The 18430-nt window shown below is 40.7% G+C and carries 13 protein-coding genes; 11 read left to right on the top strand and 2 right to left on the bottom strand.

Going from position 1 to position 18430, the window contains the following annotated elements:
• The first annotated feature begins 619 nt into the window (after positions 1 to 619).
• Positions 620 to 1006, top strand: coding sequence for a helix-turn-helix transcriptional regulator (locus BK575_RS19600; RefSeq protein ID WP_028394366.1), 387 nt, complete (start codon positions 620 to 622; stop codon positions 1004 to 1006).
• A gap of 423 nt (positions 1007 to 1429) precedes the next feature.
• On the opposite strand, the gene BK575_RS19595 is transcribed toward BK575_RS19600, so the two are convergent.
• Together BK575_RS19595 and BK575_RS19590 are read right to left on the bottom strand one after the other, a co-directional pair.
• The gene (locus BK575_RS19595; RefSeq protein ID WP_078412949.1) at positions 1430 to 2008 is read right to left on the bottom strand and encodes a biotin transporter BioY; all 579 of its coding nucleotides are present in this window, start codon (positions 2006 to 2008) and stop codon (positions 1430 to 1432) included.
• Positions 2009 to 2303: 295 nt separating this feature from the next.
• Positions 2304 to 3680, bottom strand: a complete 1377-nt coding sequence (locus BK575_RS19590; RefSeq protein WP_078412947.1) for an MATE family efflux transporter — start codon at positions 3678 to 3680, stop codon at positions 2304 to 2306.
• A 342-nt stretch (positions 3681 to 4022) separates the two neighbouring features.
• Between BK575_RS19590 and BK575_RS19585 the strand changes: the two genes are divergently transcribed.
• The 10 genes from BK575_RS19585 (at position 4023) to BK575_RS19540 (ending at position 18340) form a co-directional block, all read left to right on the top strand.
• Positions 4023 to 4781: an SDR family NAD(P)-dependent oxidoreductase gene (locus tag BK575_RS19585; RefSeq protein WP_078412945.1), complete on the top strand. Its 759-nt coding sequence runs from the start codon at positions 4023 to 4025 to the stop codon at positions 4779 to 4781.
• A gap of 318 nt (positions 4782 to 5099) precedes the next feature.
• The gene (locus BK575_RS19580; protein WP_078412943.1) at positions 5100 to 7190 is read left to right on the top strand and encodes a hypothetical protein; all 2091 of its coding nucleotides are present in this window, start codon (positions 5100 to 5102) and stop codon (positions 7188 to 7190) included.
• Between the two features lie 13 nt (positions 7191 to 7203).
• Positions 7204 to 9174 carry a beta-propeller fold lactonase family protein gene (locus BK575_RS19575; RefSeq protein ID WP_078412941.1) on the top strand — a complete coding sequence of 657 codons (1971 nt, stop codon included), beginning with the start codon at positions 7204 to 7206 and terminating at the stop codon, positions 9172 to 9174.
• 610 nt (positions 9175 to 9784) lie between these two features.
• Positions 9785 to 11761, top strand: a complete 1977-nt coding sequence (locus BK575_RS19570) for a lipoteichoic acid synthase (protein WP_078412928.1) — start codon at positions 9785 to 9787, stop codon at positions 11759 to 11761.
• 325 nt (positions 11762 to 12086) lie between these two features.
• Complete coding sequence (locus BK575_RS19565) at positions 12087 to 12413, top strand: metal-sensitive transcriptional regulator (RefSeq protein ID WP_078412926.1); 327 nt, start codon at positions 12087 to 12089, stop codon at positions 12411 to 12413.
• 104 nt (positions 12414 to 12517) lie between these two features.
• Positions 12518 to 12724, top strand: a complete 207-nt coding sequence (gene copZ, locus BK575_RS19560; RefSeq protein WP_078412924.1) for a copper chaperone CopZ — start codon at positions 12518 to 12520, stop codon at positions 12722 to 12724.
• A gap of 182 nt (positions 12725 to 12906) precedes the next feature.
• On the top strand, positions 12907 to 15324 hold the full coding sequence (locus tag BK575_RS19555; RefSeq protein ID WP_078412923.1) for a heavy metal translocating P-type ATPase: 2418 nt from the start codon (positions 12907 to 12909) through the stop codon (positions 15322 to 15324).
• Between the two features lie 37 nt (positions 15325 to 15361).
• Entirely contained in the window at positions 15362 to 16228 is an 867-nt protein-coding gene (locus BK575_RS19550) for a hypothetical protein (protein WP_235867421.1), read from the top strand.
• Between the two features lie 2 nt (positions 16229 to 16230).
• The gene (locus tag BK575_RS19545) at positions 16231 to 16509 is read left to right on the top strand and encodes a (2Fe-2S) ferredoxin domain-containing protein (protein ID WP_169907907.1); all 279 of its coding nucleotides are present in this window, start codon (positions 16231 to 16233) and stop codon (positions 16507 to 16509) included.
• A 262-nt stretch (positions 16510 to 16771) separates the two neighbouring features.
• Positions 16772 to 18340: an S-layer homology domain-containing protein gene (locus tag BK575_RS19540; RefSeq protein ID WP_169907905.1), complete on the top strand. Its 1569-nt coding sequence runs from the start codon at positions 16772 to 16774 to the stop codon at positions 18338 to 18340.
• Positions 18341 to 18430 lie beyond the last annotated feature (90 nt).

Here is an 18430-nt window from a genome sequence, read left to right as displayed (position 1 = left end):
TCTATAATAGTATTTAAAAATCCCCGTATACAATACAAATTGAGTGGGAATTAAGGGGATACTTGCTTGTTCAAATACGTGGCATATATTAATTAAATAAATGCATGTTTAAAATCGAACATAAATAAAAATAACATATAAACGTATAAATTTAAAATAAAATTTTTGGATATGCAAAATATTTTTTTGGAAAATCATTTTTACTGATAGGCTACTACTTAGTATAATATCCTTCCCAATTTATTCATCCGATTGAATGTTAAACGTTCATCGTTCATTTTTTGATTTACAAGCTTGGAACGGTAATATGAATGGAAAGAAAAATAATTTAATAAATCCTTGTTCTAAATGAAAGACTATTAAAAAGGTTTATTAATCTATATTTAGTGTTATCTATTAATATAGAAGAAACAAGGCATACAAGATGAAATAAGAATGAATTTGCAGTATATTAGAAGGGATAGAATGATAAATCACGTATACTTATTAAATACAGTGCTGGAACTATTGATGAAAACCAGATACGTTATGACCTCAGATAAACCATATATTGAAGTGGTTGATTACTCTGATGCTGATATGAAACAAAAGACTGGATGAAGGGAAAGGGATGGTGACAATGGGAGAGAAAAGAAGTTCGAGCGGTTTTTTAGTTAAACAACGTGCTTTTTTAAAACTGTATATGATTACGATGACTGAACAAGAAAGATTATATGGATTAAAATTATTGGACGTTTTGCGAGATGAATTTCGCCCATATGGTTTTCGCCCAAATCATTCGGAAGTATATAAAGCTCTGCATGATTTAATAGAAGACGGAATTTTAAAGCAAGTCAAAAAGAAAAAAGAGGGAATGAAATTCCAAGAGGTAGTCTATTATAAATTTACCGATGGGGGCTATGAAAAAGCGCAGCGTTATAAACAGCAATTGAAAGTGGAATTGGAGCGATGTGAGGCGATGCTGAAGAAAGCGATTCGAGATAATTTCAGTCCGATACATAAATAATACATCATGGGCTAGTAGACCCCATGACACATTATTTATAACTTTAATTGGATAAAGACTCCCAATGTTTTAAATATACATACGGATTAATCGCTTCCCAGTTGGAATATTTCCTCGAAATTATGTACAGCGTTTCTCCAGCCTTTACATAATGGATACTGCCTACAGTGGACGTATTGTCATGTGAATGATGGTAATTCAATCCACATAAACATAAATAAGGGGAATAGGTAAAAAACACCGATTCCCTTTATTTACGTAAGTAGCCTGACGTTCTTCTGCCAACTGCTTATACGGAGACCTGATGAGTTAAGCGGAGATACATAAGCAAAAAGGCTATTAATAAAATAAAAACGCTAGTATTGTTAAGAGATTGAATAGAACTCTTTTATAGACAAAAACGGAAATAACATGAATCAGAGATCAGGCATTAGTTAAAAGATTTTTAAACAGCGGCGCTTTTCGAAGGTGAAAAAGAATGGAAGCAGATAGAACGGCTACGAGTATGTCCAACGGTAAATATAGAAGTATCCATGACCATATAAGCCGATAATTAAAACCTTCAGGTGCTTCGGTCCATAGTTGGAATGCAGCATACATATAATTTGTTCCAATCATATAATTGGTAAGAAGACCCAATAAACTAGCAAACATATAAGTAAGGAATGTAGGAACTTCCTGGCGTTCAATAACTTTTCCAGTAATATAGGCCACCAAGATAAATGACAGCACAAATCCAAAGGTAGAATTAAGGGAAGCATCAATTCCTCCTTTAAACTCAGCGAAAATGGGGGCGCCTGCCAAACCGATCAGGACGTAAAGATGCATTGTAATCATTCCTAACTTACTGCCGAGCATGCCACCCGCCAAAATGGCAAGTAACAGCTGCAACGTTACAGGAATTCCGCCAATTTTCAAATACGGGGTAATATTTGCGCTAATCCCCATTAATCCAATAAATAACAAACAGACCGTCCATAAGTATGTATTTTTATTTAGCATGAATGTTTCCTCTCCTCATACAAAAAAGTTAACCGCTTTTTTTAGAAGGGGTTAACCAAATGTATTTTAACAAAATATTACATTAAATGGAAGGGATTATTTTGCATTTCTGTGGGAATAAACAAATAAAGAGGCCCCGTCGTGAAAATCCAGGAAAATTAAATTTTCGCGACGGGGCTTTTATCCTTCATTAATGGGCAGGAAAATCCCACGGATGGGAGTTTCCTCTATAAAAAATGAGGGTCTATTATAGATTGATGAATCAGGTCTACGGCCTGTCTAGCGGCTAATTCCTTTAACCAGCAGATTTTTCAAGCGCTTCGTTCATTTGTTTAAAACGACGCTGAACGGAAATTAAACGATAAGAAAGTCCGCAGGCTCCTGCGGCGAGTCCTGTGATCAGTCCAATCCAATAGCCAAATGCTTCTAAATGGGTGTAGTTGGCCAATAGATATCCAAGCGGAAGTCCAATAACCCAGTAGGAAATGAGCGCCATAAGGAAGGTTACATTGACGTCTTTATATCCACGTAATGCTCCTTGAATAGGCGCCTGCAGCGCATCTGAAAGCTGGAAGAAAATCGCATAAACCAAGAAATGGGAGGTTAAAGCTAATACCTCTGTCTCTGTCGTATACATTCCGGCAATCGGTTCACGCAAATAGAATAAAAAGATGCCGCAAATAAAAGACATGAATACAGCCGTGGAGACGCCTAAACGGCTGTATTGACGGGCATCCTTATAACGTTTCGCTCCGACTTCAAACCCAACGACAATGGTTAAAGCCATTGATATGCTGAGCGGAATCATATATAAAAAGGAAGCGAAATTAATGGCAGCTTGGTGTGATGCGATCGTATTCGTGTCATATGCACTCATAAGAAGAGTTACAGCTGCAAAAATGCTCGTTTCGAAAAAGATGGCAAATCCAATTGGAATACCAATTTTCAGGAGTTCTTTCCAATTTTTCCAGGAAGGAGCATATAGTTTTCGAAAGAGGCGATAAGCAGAAAAGGGATTCATCCGGATTGTAATAAAAAGCGTAATCCCGAAAATGACCCAATAGGTGATAGCTGTTGCCACACCTGCACCCACGCCTCCAAGGGAAGGGAACCCAAATTTACCAAAAATGAGCACATAGTTAAATGCAACATTAATTGGTAACGATAAAAGAGTGATGACCATGGTGACTCTTGTTTTTCCAAGAGCATCTACAAAATTACGGAGAACCGTATAAATGAACAGAGGAATGATTCCAATCGCCAATGCCAGCAAGTATTGCTTAGCAATTCTTCGCACTTCCGATTCTAAATTCATATTCATTAAAATGGATTCTAAAAAGAGAACGCCAATTCCTAACACAAAAAGTGCCATCAAAATTGATACATAAAGAGCTTGAGTAACAGAGAAGGGCACTTTCTCCTTTTCATTAGCTCCAACAAGCTGAGCAACAAGCGGTGTGACGGCCATTAGAATGCCGCTTAACCCTGTAAAAACCGGAACCCACAAATTGGCTCCGATTGCCACACCCGCGAGGTCATTGGCACTTACACGCCCAGACATCATCGTATCAAAAAAGTTCATTGAAAACATGGCAAATTGCGTTATCAATATAGGGAATAAAATCGCCGCGAATTGTTTGATCTTCTCCTTTGTTGAAAATGTTTGATTCATATTAAAACCTCAACTTTTCCATTCTTTTTAACAAAAGAATTATAACATGAATCGATATAAATCCACATAAAGAATGGGGCATGAGCAAAAAACACTCATGCCCCATTCTTTATGCATAAGCGGCTGCCAAGCTTCCTTACGGGTTCTTGTCAGCCGCCTATTGAGAACCTTTGTGAACTTATTCGAGATGAAAGAACAGAAAAGCACGGATTGGGTAAGGATCTATAATAAATATTAGGAAAATAAGTAAGGTTTATGATAGAAAAGGAAAACGAAAAAATATTCGACTCTGAAAAAAATAGGAAAGATGATATGATAAAGACAAAAATGGAGTGAAACGACATGGATTTGCAGTTGAAGGGAAAAAAAGTATTGATCACAGGAGGGTCAAAAGGAATCGGGAAAGGAATAGCCCAAGCTTTTTTGGCTGAAGGAGCCATTGTTTCCATTGCAGCTCGAGGCAGGGAAGCATTGGAATCGGCACAATCAGAACTGGGAGAGGTATCGATTTATGAAACTGATTTAATGAAGGAAGAAGAACGAAAACGTTTGTTTCATACATATATAGAAGAAAACGGACATATTGATATCCTTATTAATAATGCAGGGGGAAGCAATGGCAGTTCTGCAGCGGAAACGGAGATGGAATTATTTTATAAAGCAATGGAACTTAATTATTTTTCTGCTGTTCATTTGAGTAAGATGGCTGTAAATGAAATGAAGAGACGCGGATGCGGAAGCATCGTGAATATCACCTCCATTTTTGGGCGCGAAAGCGGAGGGAAAGTGACTTATAACAATGCAAAGGCAGCGCTCATCAGCTTTACGAAATCATTGGCGGACGAAGTTATTTCACAGGGGATTCGAGTCAACAGCGTGGCGCCGGGAAGTATTTTGCATCCTACCGGTAACTGGCAGAAAAGGTTGGACGAACATCCTGAAAAAATCAAACAGTTTGTACAAAATGAGATTCCGGCGGGGCGCTTTGGAACCGTGGAAGAAATCGCGAATGTGGTAGTTTTTTTGGCCTCCGAAAGAGCTTCATGGGTCGTAGGAGCGAGCATCAATATAGACGGCGGCCAGTCACGTATGAATTTTTAAAAAAAAGAATGACTCAAAAGGTATAAAAAGTATGCCTTTTGAGTCATTTTCCTGAAAGGCCCGTTATGAAAATCTACTAAAGCCAAGGGGATATACAACGGGGCTTTTCAGGAAAAATCAGTTTTTGTGCTTTATTAGGGACTTATGGGACAGCCATCTTTTTTTTGTTTGTATTACCTTTCTGTATAGGCTTTAAATCGTAAAGAGAATAGTAGTTAGTATTTACAAATAGAATTTAAGAATTATAATAGAATCAGATGATATTGATAATCAATATCAGTTATGTAGAGGTCGAAAGTTTAGAGAGGACGATACATTATGCCAACAAAACCATGGAAAGTGCTGACAACGGCTGCTTTAGCTTCATCACTGCTTTTAGCAAGTGCTTGCTCAAATGAGAAAGCAACCAAAAAAGAAGAAACGAAAACAGAAGAGGCAAAAGCGGAGAAGAGCAATGTGGCTGTTCCCGTGAGCGATTATACATTTGATACGGCCGGCAATATGTTTGCTTACGCAGAATTTGAACTTTCAGGTGAGCCGTTAGTCGAAGGTTTAGGACTAGACTTAGATGTTCTCGATGTACGCAAGCTTGATCAACCGGCGAAATTCGACTATACGGCAGGCGTTGAATCATATGAGTATTCGGAAGAAGGAATGTATGAAGTAACAGAAAAATCGGGCCTTGGACTGCACCTGATCCACGGTCCTGCAGTAGCCGAACTGGCTAAAAAAGGTGAAAAAGATGCACCAACTGTCTTAGGTGAACGTTTTTATGAACTGGCAGACAGTGTAGGATACCCGAAAGACGAGCTATTTTTAAACATGTACCCGACGCTGATCGAGTACACATCAGGGGATCCACATTATACGCAAAAAGTCGATACAGGAATCTACGCGAAAAATGACGATGATTCGTATGTTCCGATGTATCAGGTCGATTTTAAGACATTGCGCTGGGACCGAAGCAAGATGGAAAAAACACTTAATCCATCCGCGTATGGAGCAACTTTCTTGAAACAAGCGCTTTGGGCTGGGGATTTCTTAGGAGGACTACATAAAGTGGACAGCGATGAGGAACTTGAAGTGTCATCTTCTAAAGATGATGATGACGAAAATATTGCTTTAGGAGTAAGTTCGGCTGATGGTATGCAAGGTGCTATTTTGACAGAGCAAATTTGGAATAAGCTCAATTATATTCGAAACGGCTTATTTTACGATGTAAATGGGAAGAAGCTGACAGCTGGAACTGGCAGCAAATATGATCCGAAGAACGGTTTTGTCTATTTACCGCATAAAATCGAAGTGGTGGAAGACGGAAATGAGGAAGCACCGAATGCGAAGCAGCTAACTGTAAAAGATGCGCGAAGCGTTTTGCAAGATCAGTGGCTTGTGTTATGGCCTGCATCTGAATTTTACGGCATGACGGATCAACGGCCTGAAAATAAGGCACAAAACCCGGCCTTTTTAGCGGTCTTTGACGGAAAACCGTTTCGGAGTGCTCCAAAAGAAAATGTAGACAGTACAACGGATAATGATGTAACATCTTCCGATCCGTATTCGGTCAACCGTGATGTATTGCTGCAAGTATTTAAAAACATCGACGAGATGCACTTTAATGAAGAAACAGGTGCGTTTGTAAACGAAAATGACGGAGCGGCACAGGGAGATTATGTGGATACATTCCAAGCAGGATATACGACGGAAGCACTTCGTTTATTCCAGCGTGCAATTGATGGCCTTCCGGTCGGCTACGCAAGCGGTGAGGCGGCAGAAGGGTTAGGAACGGCAGAAGGAAAACGTGCGTTGGAGATGATCCAAAAGCAAGCGGATTTCGTTTTAAAGGAATTGAAGCGTGAAGACGGTCTTGTTGCGAACGGTTACACAATTGGAAAAGGGAAAGATGAAAGCGAACCGACTTTGAATGCTCAATTAGGAGCCATCCGCGGGTTAACAGCCGCCTTTTTAGCGACAAAAGATACGAAATATCGAGATGCGGCACGTGAGTTTTATCAAACAATGGATGAAAAAATGTTAGATAAAGAAACGAATATCTATTACACAAGTAAAGATAAAATGGCCTATAATCCGATGACAGCAGGAGCGTTGTCTGCGGTGTTCCGAATTGGCCTCAATAACTTATATAATACTGATGCCGATGACAGAGCGTTGTCTGCGCTTGATCGGGAAACCATCATTTCTCGTTACACGGTGTTTTATGATACCGTCATCGATGGTCCATCATTAGAGGAAGGAATGCAGGCAAGCGAGTTTTGGGATACAGGAGATGCTTATATGGAAGGGGATAAGTCTGGGAATACCGATAAAGACCATGTTCCTCAAGTCCAAGCTGGCCATGGAGAAAATGGAATTGCTCCTGTATTAGTAGAGGTTGAGGTAAAGAAACAGTAAAGAAGGAATCGATATGAGCTGGAAGCGATGGATACAACTAAGTGTATTATCAGCAGCGGTTTTTACCGCTGCAAGCTGTCAGCATGAACAGGCGGTCACGAGCAAAGAAGTTGTTCGTGACTATTCTGTTCATAGCGACAATATGATTTTAAATGAAACAGGTGATACGTTATACGTTGCCAATATGGATATCAATACCGTATCGATTGTGGATGCCAAGACCAAAAAAGTGCTGGAGGAAATACCGGTTGGAAAAGAGCCGAGGCAGCTCGCCTTGAGTCCGGACGGAGAGAGTCTATACGTATCATGCTTATACGACAATCGGGTCGATATCATTTCAACAAAAAAGAAAAAAGTCATTGACTCTATTAAGACAGGCATTCAACCTTATGGGCTTGTGACGAGTCAAAACGGTGATACGCTGTATGTCGCCAATTATCAAACGGGCACGCTATCAGTTATTGATCCCGCTACAGGAAAAGCCAAAAAAGAGATAACTATCGGCGACCGGCCAAGAATCGTTGCCATTACAAAAGATGGAAAGAAGCTGTATGTTCCTCATTATTTAGATGGAGCTATCAGTGTCGTTGATACAGAGAAAGAAGAAGTAGTCAAAAGCATTACGTTAGCCCCGTCACCAGATAAGGCAGACCGCAAAAAAAGCCAAGGTGTGCCGAATACTGTTGAACAATTTGTCATCTCACCTGATGGAAAAAAAGCATTTGTTCCACATTTATTAACAAATATCGATACGCCTATCCAGTTTGAAGAGACGATTTTCCCGGCAGTATCAGTTATTGACCTAGAAAAAGATGAAGAGATTGTCGAGGAACGAAAAGAACTATTTGATGAAATTAACGTTCTTGATGTAAAAAATGAAACGATCATTGTATCTAATCCATATGATGTCATATTCCAGCCAGACGGAAGCAAAGCGTATGTGGTCATGTCCGGAAGTGAGGACCTTGTCGTTTTTGACTTGACTCGCGGCGGAAATGCGACACAAATTCTTCGCCGCATCAAGGGAGATAACCCACGCGGCATCGAAATGTCAAAAGATGGAGCGACTCTTTTTGTCCATAACGCGATGAGCCACGATTTGGCCGTTATTCAAACTGGAGGGGAAAGCCCTTACGCCCGTGCGAAAATGACAGGTCAACCGGTCAAGCTGATTGAAAAGGATTCTTTGCCAAAAGACGTTCGTGAAGGGAAAACGATGTTTTATAGCGCGAACAGTGATGAATTTGCGACGAGTATGACAGGGAACAATTGGATGAGCTGTGCTTCCTGTCACAGCGATGGTGATATGAACCGTCTGACGTTCATGACGGCAAAGGGACCGCGCAATGTTCCAAGCAATGTTGTGACAACGGAAACGGGCCTATTCATGTGGGATGGTACGCGAAACGATTTTACTGATTACATCCATACAGTCCAGGGAGAAATGGGAGGGATGATGGAAATTGATCCATCTAAGCCGATCCCTAAGGACGTTCAGCATATGTATAATAACATTTTTGCCTTTTTGCAAGATCCCGGGTCCTTTCCGCCTCCAAAAAGTCCTTATCGGGATGAAAAGGGAAATCTGACAGACACGGCCCGAAAAGGGGAAGAGCTTTTTAATGGAAAAGGAAATTGCTTAAGCTGCCACGGCGGTGAATTTTTCACTGACAGCGTCAAGGCGGTGAATGAAAAAGGCGAGTTAACAGAATCCAATACCAACTTTCTTCATGACATTGGTACAAAAAATGTTTTGGACGTTCCTTCAGATGGAGATGCCCGCGGCCAGTTTCAAAATAAGCGAGGCGGCCAAAAATTTGACACCCCAACATTGAGAGGTGTGTGGGCAACGAGTCCATATTTGCATGATGGAAGTGCAAAAACTATTGAAGAAGCCATCAATCGTCATGGAAACAATAGTAGTCCCGCTCTTTCCCAAGGAGAAACAGCAGCTATCGCTGAATATGTCAAATCAATAGAATAATCATAAAAGATACGGAATAACATGAAAAGAGCCTTACTATCTTGACTATCTTACTACATTAAACGATATAGGACCCAATATGCTGGACAACACGCCATCGACAATCTCTGGACTGTCGATGGCGTGTTATTTGATTAAGACGGAAAGCTTCGCACCATAATACTACGATACTAACCAGAAAAGGTTTCAGTTGTTTTTATTAATAGTTCTTAAGTTGTGTTCCTTATGACGCTTTCATGTCATGAGTTGACAAGTCCCAAAAAAGTCCGTATGATTTTATATTAAGTTCAAGTAAATGCCGTGTAAATTTCGTCTTTACAAATTTAAAAGAAGCGTGTAAGATGAGAAACCGAGCGACTCGAATAAGGAACTTACAAAATAATTGACATTTAAAATGAACGAGTTAAAATGTAACAGGACGCGATGTATACTCTCTTACGACTTTTGATGTAAGGGAGATTCTATTTTTTAGCTTATAAAATATAAATGAAAAACAGTTTGTAAAGGAGAGAGCTATCAACGTTCATCTCATAAAAGGAATCTTTCATCAGCCAAGTCCTGCCTGTCAAAGCGGGATAAAAATTTCTAATAGCTTTTAAGACATATAGAAATGTTTTTAGTAGCAAGAGGGGTGAATATATTGAATAAGGTATTAACAACTTCTAAAAATGTGTTGAACAAACCATTCGGATTGTTTTTCATCATTGTGTTAGTCTTTTGGATGAAATCTTATGCGATTTATTTGAATGAATTTACATTAGGCATCGATAACAAGATGCAAGAATTCTTATTATTTATCAACCCGATTAGTTCGACTGTGTTTTTCTTCGCTTTTGCTTTACTGTTTAAAGGAAAGGCAAGGAATCGGGCGTTTTTAACGATTCACTTTATTTTGTCGTTTATTTCTTTTGCCAATATCGTGTATTATCGTTTCTTTAATGACTTTATTACGGTTCCGGTATTGATGCAGACACAAAATTTCGGTCAGTTGGGCGGCAGTGCGATGGCATTGATCAAGCCTTCTGATGTACTGTATTTCTTGGATTTCATTTTATTGGCTGTGTTTGTTCTGTTTAAAGTAATTAAGCCGCAGGAAAAGTTATCTCGTAAAGCTATCACAACGGTATTTATGTCGGCCGTGCTGCTTTTCACGACGAACTTGGCCCTTGCAGAGTCAGATCGTCCACAATTATTAACGCGTACGTTTGACCGCAACTATTTAGTGAAATATTTAGGGATTCATAACTTTACGATTTATGATATCATCCAAAGTTCGAAGTCTTCGGCACAGCGTGCGTTGGCAGACAGCAGTGATATTACAGAAGTTCAAAACTATACAAGTGCGACTTATGCAAAACCAAATGAAAAGTACTTTGGGGCTGCAAAAAACATGAACGTCATTTACATTTCTTTGGAATCACTGCAAACCTTTATGATGGATTATAAATTAAATGGCCAAGAAGTTATGCCGTTCTTAAATTCATTAACACGTGATTCAAATACGTTATATTTCGATAACTTTTTCCATCAGACAGCACAAGGCAAAACGTCTGATGCCGAGTTTATGATGGAAAACTCGCTGTTCCCATTGCCGCAAGGCGCTGTGTTCACAACGAAAGCAACGAACACATATCAAGGCCTTCCGTCTATTTTAAAAAGCAACGGATTTAAATATACAGCGGCTCTTCACGGTAACTACAAAACATTCTGGAACCGTGAAGAAATGTATAAAACACTTGGTTATGATATGTTCTACGATGCAACATATTACAACATGACACAGGAAAATACGTTAAATTACGGGTTAGAAGATAAGCCGTTCTTTAAAGAATCTATTCCTTACTTGAAAGATATGCCGCAGCCGTTCTATACGAAATTTATTACGTTAACAAATCACTTTCCATATCCGTTGGATGAGGAAGACCAAACAATCGAACCGGCAGCAACAGGTGATAAATCTGTTGACCAATACTTCCAAACGGCTCGTTATTTAGATGAATCATTGAAACAATTCTTTGATGAATTAAAGGCATCTGGTTTGTATGACAATACGATGATTGTAATGTATGGTGACCATTACGGTATTTCTGAAAACCATCAGCCTGCTATGGGCAAAATTTTAGGGAAAGAAATTACGCCGTATGAGCAAACACAATTACAGCGTGTACCATTATTCATCCACGTTCCTGGCGGTAAAATTGACGGCGGCGTGAACCACACATACGGTGGTCAAGTAGATGTTCGCCCGACTGTGTTGCATTTGCTTGGAATTGATACGAAGAACTATATTGAATTCGGTTCTGATTTATTATCACCTGAACATCATCAAATCGTGCCATTCCGAAACGGTGACTTTGTAACAGCCGAATTTACGGAAGTGGACGGTAAATTATATAAGAACCCGACTGGTGAATTAGTGGAAGATCCAACTGTAGCAAAACAGTACAGCGATGCAGTGAAGAAAGAGCTTGAGCTTTCGGATAAAGTCGTTTATGGTGACTTACTGCGCTTCCATGAAGTAGAAGGTTTCACACCAGTTAAACGTTCAACATTAGATTACTCAAAAGCCAAGCATTATAATCAATAAAACAGAGAGTGCCCTGATAATTCGGGGCATTCTTTTTTGCAAGAATGATTAACCTATCATCGTTCTTTTTGGAAACGAAATTCGAGGTATGAAAGGGAGCAGCCGCAGCCGGCCTGCTGCTTGTGAATTCAGATGAAGGGATAACAGCGGTCAGTGTCATGCTAACAATTGTATCGCTCATTAGCATAAGTGTGATAGTTGGAACTCATACTATGAAAAGGGTGTAAAGTTGATCAAGACGGGTAATAAAATAATAAATTTTTTTTAATTGCCTATTCACATACATTAGGGGGGTATGGTAATATGAAATTAAGGAGGAATGAATATGGAAAACGAACTGAATGAAAGTTGCTGCCACTTACCAGATTCCGAACGTAAAAGTCATCATTCCGAGAAAACGAAGAAGAACCTGGTTACCCGTTTGAACCGAATCGAAGGGCAGATTAGAGGAGTAAAAGGGCTGATTGAAAAAGATACTTATTGTGATGATGTCATCACGCAAATTTCAGCTATACAATCTGCTTTAAATAGTGTAGCAAAAATACTGTTTGAAGGCCACTTAAAAAGCTGTGTCGTGGAACGGATTCAAGAAGGTGAAATGGAAGTTGTCGACGAACTGCTCGTGACGATGCAACGCATGATGAAAAAATAAGGTCATTTGAATAAACTCCTGTATACAGATAGTTCATTCAAATGACTCAACTCAGCAAAACGCCCTGAGTTGAGAAAATCAAAATCATAAAGGAGAGAATATAAATGGAAAATGTAACATTAACAGTTCAAGGGATGTCTTGCGGTCATTGTGTGAAAGCTATTGAAGGAAGCGTAGGAGAATTAAATGGCGTGAGTAAAGTAGCTGTCCATTTGTCGGAAGGAAAAGTGGATGTCGAATTTGACAAAAGCAAAGTATCACTGGAGCAAATTAAGGAAATGATCGATGATCAAGGCTATGATGTAGTATAAAAGGGGCTCTCCCTTTTACACTACATCATGAAATGGCCGATCACGTATAATGGAGCCGATGCAGTGTTAGACGTGATGGCCCATTTTATGAAACATATGAAGGGATACGTTGACAGAGCAATAAAGAAGCTCTTTTATTTTTTTAAAAATATATACCCCTTATAGGTATAGGAGGAATTGGGATGAGTGAGAATATGAAAGAAGCCAATCTCCAGATTGCGGGCATGACATGTGCCGCTTGTGCGAATCGCATCGAGAAAGGGCTCAAAAAAATGGAAGGTGTAGAGGATGCCAATGTTAATTTTGCATTGGAGAAATCTACGATTAAATACAACCCTGATATCGTAAAGATTGAGGATTTTCAGCAAAAGGTTCGAAACTTAGGATATGACATTATAAATGAAAAAGCAGAATTCAATATTACGGGCATGACATGCGCCGCTTGTGCAACCCGCATTGAAAAAGGGCTGAATAAGCTAGAGGGCGTCACAAAGGCAACGGTTAATTTGGCGCTTGAAAGTGCGACGGTCGAATATGATCCTGGTACAGTAAGCATTCAAGATATGATTGCACGTGTCGAAAAGCTTGGTTATGGGGCCAGTGTAAAAAGCGAGAAACAAGAAGACGTAGCAGAACTGCGGGCAAGAGAACTCGAAAATCAAAAAGGAAAATTCATCTTTTCCTTGATTTTATCTGTTCCGCTATTATGGGCGATGGTCAGCCACTTCAATTTTACCTCTTTCATTTGGCTTCCTGATATGTTCATGAATCCATGGGTCCAATTCGCTTTGGCTACACCTGTTCAATTCATGATCGGAAAACAGTTTTATGTAGGGGCATATAAAGCGCTTCGCAATAAAAGTGCCAACATGGATGTACTTGTTGCGCTCGGTACATCGGCGGCTTATTTCTACAGCCTCTATCTCTCCATTGCATCGATTGGTTCTGGTGCACATATGGTCGAGTTGTATTTCGAAACGAGTGCGGTTTTAATTACACTCATCATCCTTGGAAAACTGTTTGAAGCAAAAGCAAAAGGCCGTTCATCAGAAGCCATCAAAAAGCTCATGGGCTTGCAGGCGAAAACGGCAACTGTCGTCCGGGATGGCAAAGAAATGGAAATGCCGTTAGAAGAAGTGGTGACAGGAGACATCATATACGTAAAACCCGGAGAAAAAGTGCCGGTAGATGGTGAAATTATCGAAGGGCGCTCTGCATTGGATGAATCGATGCTGACAGGAGAAAGCGTTCCGGTCGATAAAACGGTCGGTGATGCGGTTATTGGCGCAACCATCAACAAGAATGGCTTCTTAAAAATAAAAGCAACAAAAGTAGGACGCGACACCGCATTGGCGCAAATCATTAAAGTAGTGGAAGAAGCGCAAGGGTCGAAAGCGCCGATCCAGCGTTTAGCCGATCAGATTTCGGGTATTTTCGTCCCGATTGTCGTGGGGATTGCTGTGGTGACATTCCTTGTTTGGTTTTTCATTGTTGATCCAGGAAACTTTGCCGAAGCGTTAGAAAAGTTAATTGCGGTACTTGTGATTGCATGCCCTTGTGCATTGGGCCTTGCGACACCTACCTCCATCATGGCGGGTTCGGGACGTTCCGCGGAATTCGGGATTTTATTCAAAGGCGGAGAGCATTTGGAAACGACACACAATATTACGACAGTCGTTTTAGATAAAACAGGAACCGTTACAAACGGTGAACCTGTTTTAACAGATGTAGCAGTCGCTTCCCGCGTGGACGAGAGAGAATTTTTACAGCTTGTCGGAACGGCGGAAAAACAATCAGAGCATCCATTAGCGGAAGCAATTACAGCAGGTATTCGTGAAAAAGGAATCGAGTTGACGGAAGCGGCAGCATTTGAGGCTATTCCTGGATATGGGATTAAAGCAATCGTAAATGGAAAAGAATTATTAATTGGTACACGGAAATTGATGAAGCAATATGATGTGGCCATTGACTCTGCGCTAAAAGCAATGGAGGAAATGGAACAGAACGGTAAAACGGCCATGCTTGTTGCCATCGACTATGTATATGCCGGAACGGTCGCAGTAGCCGATACCGTCAAAGATACGTCCAAAGAAGCGGTAAGACGATTGAAAGAAATGGGTCTTGAGGTTGTCATGATGACAGGGGACAATCAACGAACAGCTGAAGCAATTGCAAAACAAGTTGATATCGATTTTGTCATCGCTGAAGTACTGCCGGAAGGAAAAGCGAATGTCGTGAAAAAACTGCAGGAGGAAGGAAAGAAAGTAGCGATGGTTGGTGACGGTATCAATGATGCACCGGCATTAGCAGTAGCGGATATTGGAATGGCCATTGGTACAGGTACAGACGTAGCGATGGAAGCAGCAGACATTACTCTTATGCGCGGTGATTTAATGAGCATTGCCGATGCGATTTTCATGAGTAAAAAGACGATTGCGAACATTAAACAAAACTTATTTTGGGCTTTTGCTTACAATGCGCTCGGCATTCCGGTAGCAGCGCTCGGATTTTTGGCTCCATGGCTGGCGGGAGCGGCAATGGCATTCAGTTCCGTTTCGGTTGTGCTTAATGCCTTGCGTTTACAAAGAGTGAAATTATAAGACGAGGGATAGTCCCTCTTCTATGAAAGGGGAGAAAATGATGAAAAAGTGGGCGATTTCAGCGGTTGTTTATTTATTCATAGTGATAGTCGGATATAATGTGTATGTCAATTGGGCAGGTAAGGAAGCAGTACCTGCTCATGAGCAGGGGGCTGCCTATAACGGAGATAAAGTCGATACACATGAAGAAGAACCTCATGAGCAAGGCGGGCACGGGGCAGCACATGATGATCAACATGGAGACCATGGCGGGCATGGGACGGCAGAAAGTGAAGTAATCGCAAACATTGATGTTTCAAATAAAGAGATGAACATTTCCTTGCAGGATCAGCAAGGGAATGCAGTAGAAGAGCTCGAAGTGAACCATGAAAAACTGCTTCATTTAATCGTGGTAGATGATCACTTAGAGACATATGTCCACTTGCATCCGGAACAAATTGGACCAGGGGAGTTTAAAATCAATCATTCATTGCCGGACGGTTCTTATAAAGCGTTTATCGATATCAAGCCGAAAAGCTTATCATATGCTGTCACTCCCATTTCATTTGCCATTGGTGACCAGGAGAAGGAGCATGCACATCCGCAGCTGACGGCTGATGCCGTTTTCGAACAAAAGGTAGACGATTACAAAGTGACATTAAATTTATCTGAGCTGAAAGCAGGCCAAGATGTGACATTGACATTTGATTTGCATGGAAAACAACCTGAGCCATATTTAGGAGCACAGGGTCATGTCGTCATTTTGGATGAAAGCGGTGAAAAGTATCTTCATGTGCACCCGGCAAATAACAAAGACACCATTTTTGAAACTAGTTTTGACGAACCGGGACTTTATAAAATTTGGGCCGAGTTCAAACAAGACGGAGCCGTTAGAGCATTTCCGTTTGTGGTAGAGGTACAATGACAATGAAACAGCTGAATCATCCTTTTACGAAACAGCTGTTTCTTTGCAACGGCAAAAGCTGCAGCCGAAACGGGGCAGAAGACGTGACGAAAGCCATTCGCGATGAAATCCGCCAGGTGAACGCCGAACATGACATTCACACGACAAAGACATTGTGTAACGGAAAGTGCCAGGAAGGACCGATTGTCATCGTGTATCCGGAGGGTATCTGGTATGGAGGGATGACGGAAGAAGGAGGCAGGAAGCTGATTGAGAGGATAATAGGAAAAACTGAACAGTAACCTTAGGTGGCCTCAAAACTAATGAAAATGTTTTGAGGCTATTTTTGTCATCGATTGTTAAACAAGGGGATGATTACAGGCGTACTGACATGTACCATTCTAGAGCAAGCAGGTCTTCGAAATCCTAAACAATGAAACTGAATGAATGGAATATATTTCATTCTTTTCACCGGTTAAAAATGGGAAGAACGACACGTTTTTTTCTTCACATGACATGATAGATTTACAAAGTAATAGTGATTTGTTTGAGGGGGCTCATTTGTTGAAAAAAGCGTTTGTATTCTTATCTACCGTCGCGCTGACGGCTTCTCTGCTTATTCATCCTGCGAGTGGAAAAGCGGCGACTGCATTTACCGACGTATCCACATATAAAGAAGAAATTGGATACTTGACGAATCAAAATATTATAAAAGGATATCCAGATGGTACATTTAAGCCTGACCAGCCCATTAAGCGTCTTCAGGCAGTACAGATGATTTTGCGGGAAATGGGGCTTGGTGATACGAATGCATCCAATCCGAACTTTAAAGATGTACAGCCTGGTGATTACGGCTATACGGACATTGCAACAGCCGTTGATCTCGGAATCATTTCAGGAAAGCCGGATGGCACGTTCGATCCATGGGGAACGTTAACGCGTGCCCAGATGGCCAAGATTTTGGTCAATGCCTACGACCTGGGCGGTATCTATCCTTATGGCTTTAAGGATGTTGCCCCGGATTCCTGGGCGTTTGAATTTATTAGCCCATTAGCTGCCAATAACATTACAACCGGATACGGAGATGGTACGTTTAAGCCGAATCTGCCATTATCCCGTGCCCATTTTTCCGTGTTTATGGCACGGTTATTGAACCCTGATTTCCGTCCCGATAATCCGCTGGCAGCAGATTCCATGCTTGAAGGGTTGTTCGATTTAAAAATTCAGGACACTGACATTCATCCCGACGAGCCAATTATTTATGTGCTCGATTCCATCGACAATCAAGTTGTGGCCCTAAACTATGAAACGTATGAAATGGCGGCCGTTCCTTTGAAGCTGCCGGCGGAGCGAATGACATACAGAAATGGAAAAATCTATGTTGCATTATTGAAAGGACAGCACAGCTATACGTGGTGGACAGAGGACCAAGAAGGGGCCATCGCAATCATTGATGCGAATCAAATGAAACTGGAAAATCAATTTAATATTGATTTAGATCCGTTTGATATTGCAGCTGACGGAAAAGGCCATGTATTTGTCACGTCAGGATCGGGACAGCACACGAACATGCATAGTTACAATGAAGCAACGGGGGAAAAGCTGGGGGAAAGAAGATTATATATGCAAAGTTTTATGCAAATGCATCCTTCTTTAAATCGTATTTACACAATCGACACAAATGTGTCACCGCGGGACATGGAGTTATTTCAATTCGATGAAAACGGGCAGTTTACGTCATCATATGATTCCCCTTATCATGGAGACTATGATCTAGGCAAAGATTTGACGATTTCTCCTGATGGAAAATATATCTTCAACAGTGCAGGGAATGTTTTCCGCGCCACATTAATTAAAGATTCGGATATGAGTTATGTGGGCAAACTGGACAAAGCGTATAAGGCTATTGCATTTGATTTGGAAAAGGGCGAATTTTATACATCCAATAATCGTGATTATATTACCGCATACGATTATACGACATTCAAGCCGAAGTACCAGCTTGAAACATATGGAAAACCGGATTACATGTTTTATCAGAACAACAAGCTCCTTGTTTTCTCGACCATCCAAATGGAAGGTTCTAATGTACCTTATGTCGGTTTAGAGACAATCGAGTTTGAGACGGAGTGAACAAAAAACGAGGAACTCCTGTTGTTCCTCATTTTTTATGCTAGAAGTAGAGAAAAAACTTTCTTTTTCATGGGGTGTCCAAAACGAGTA

Source organism: Priestia abyssalis, from assembly GCF_002019595.1.
In the GTDB taxonomy this organism is placed as follows: domain Bacteria; phylum Bacillota; class Bacilli; order Bacillales; family Bacillaceae_H; genus Bacillus_BA; species Bacillus_BA abyssalis.
Note: the sequence above shows the minus strand (reverse complement) of the source record. Positions and strands in the feature narration are given on the sequence as shown.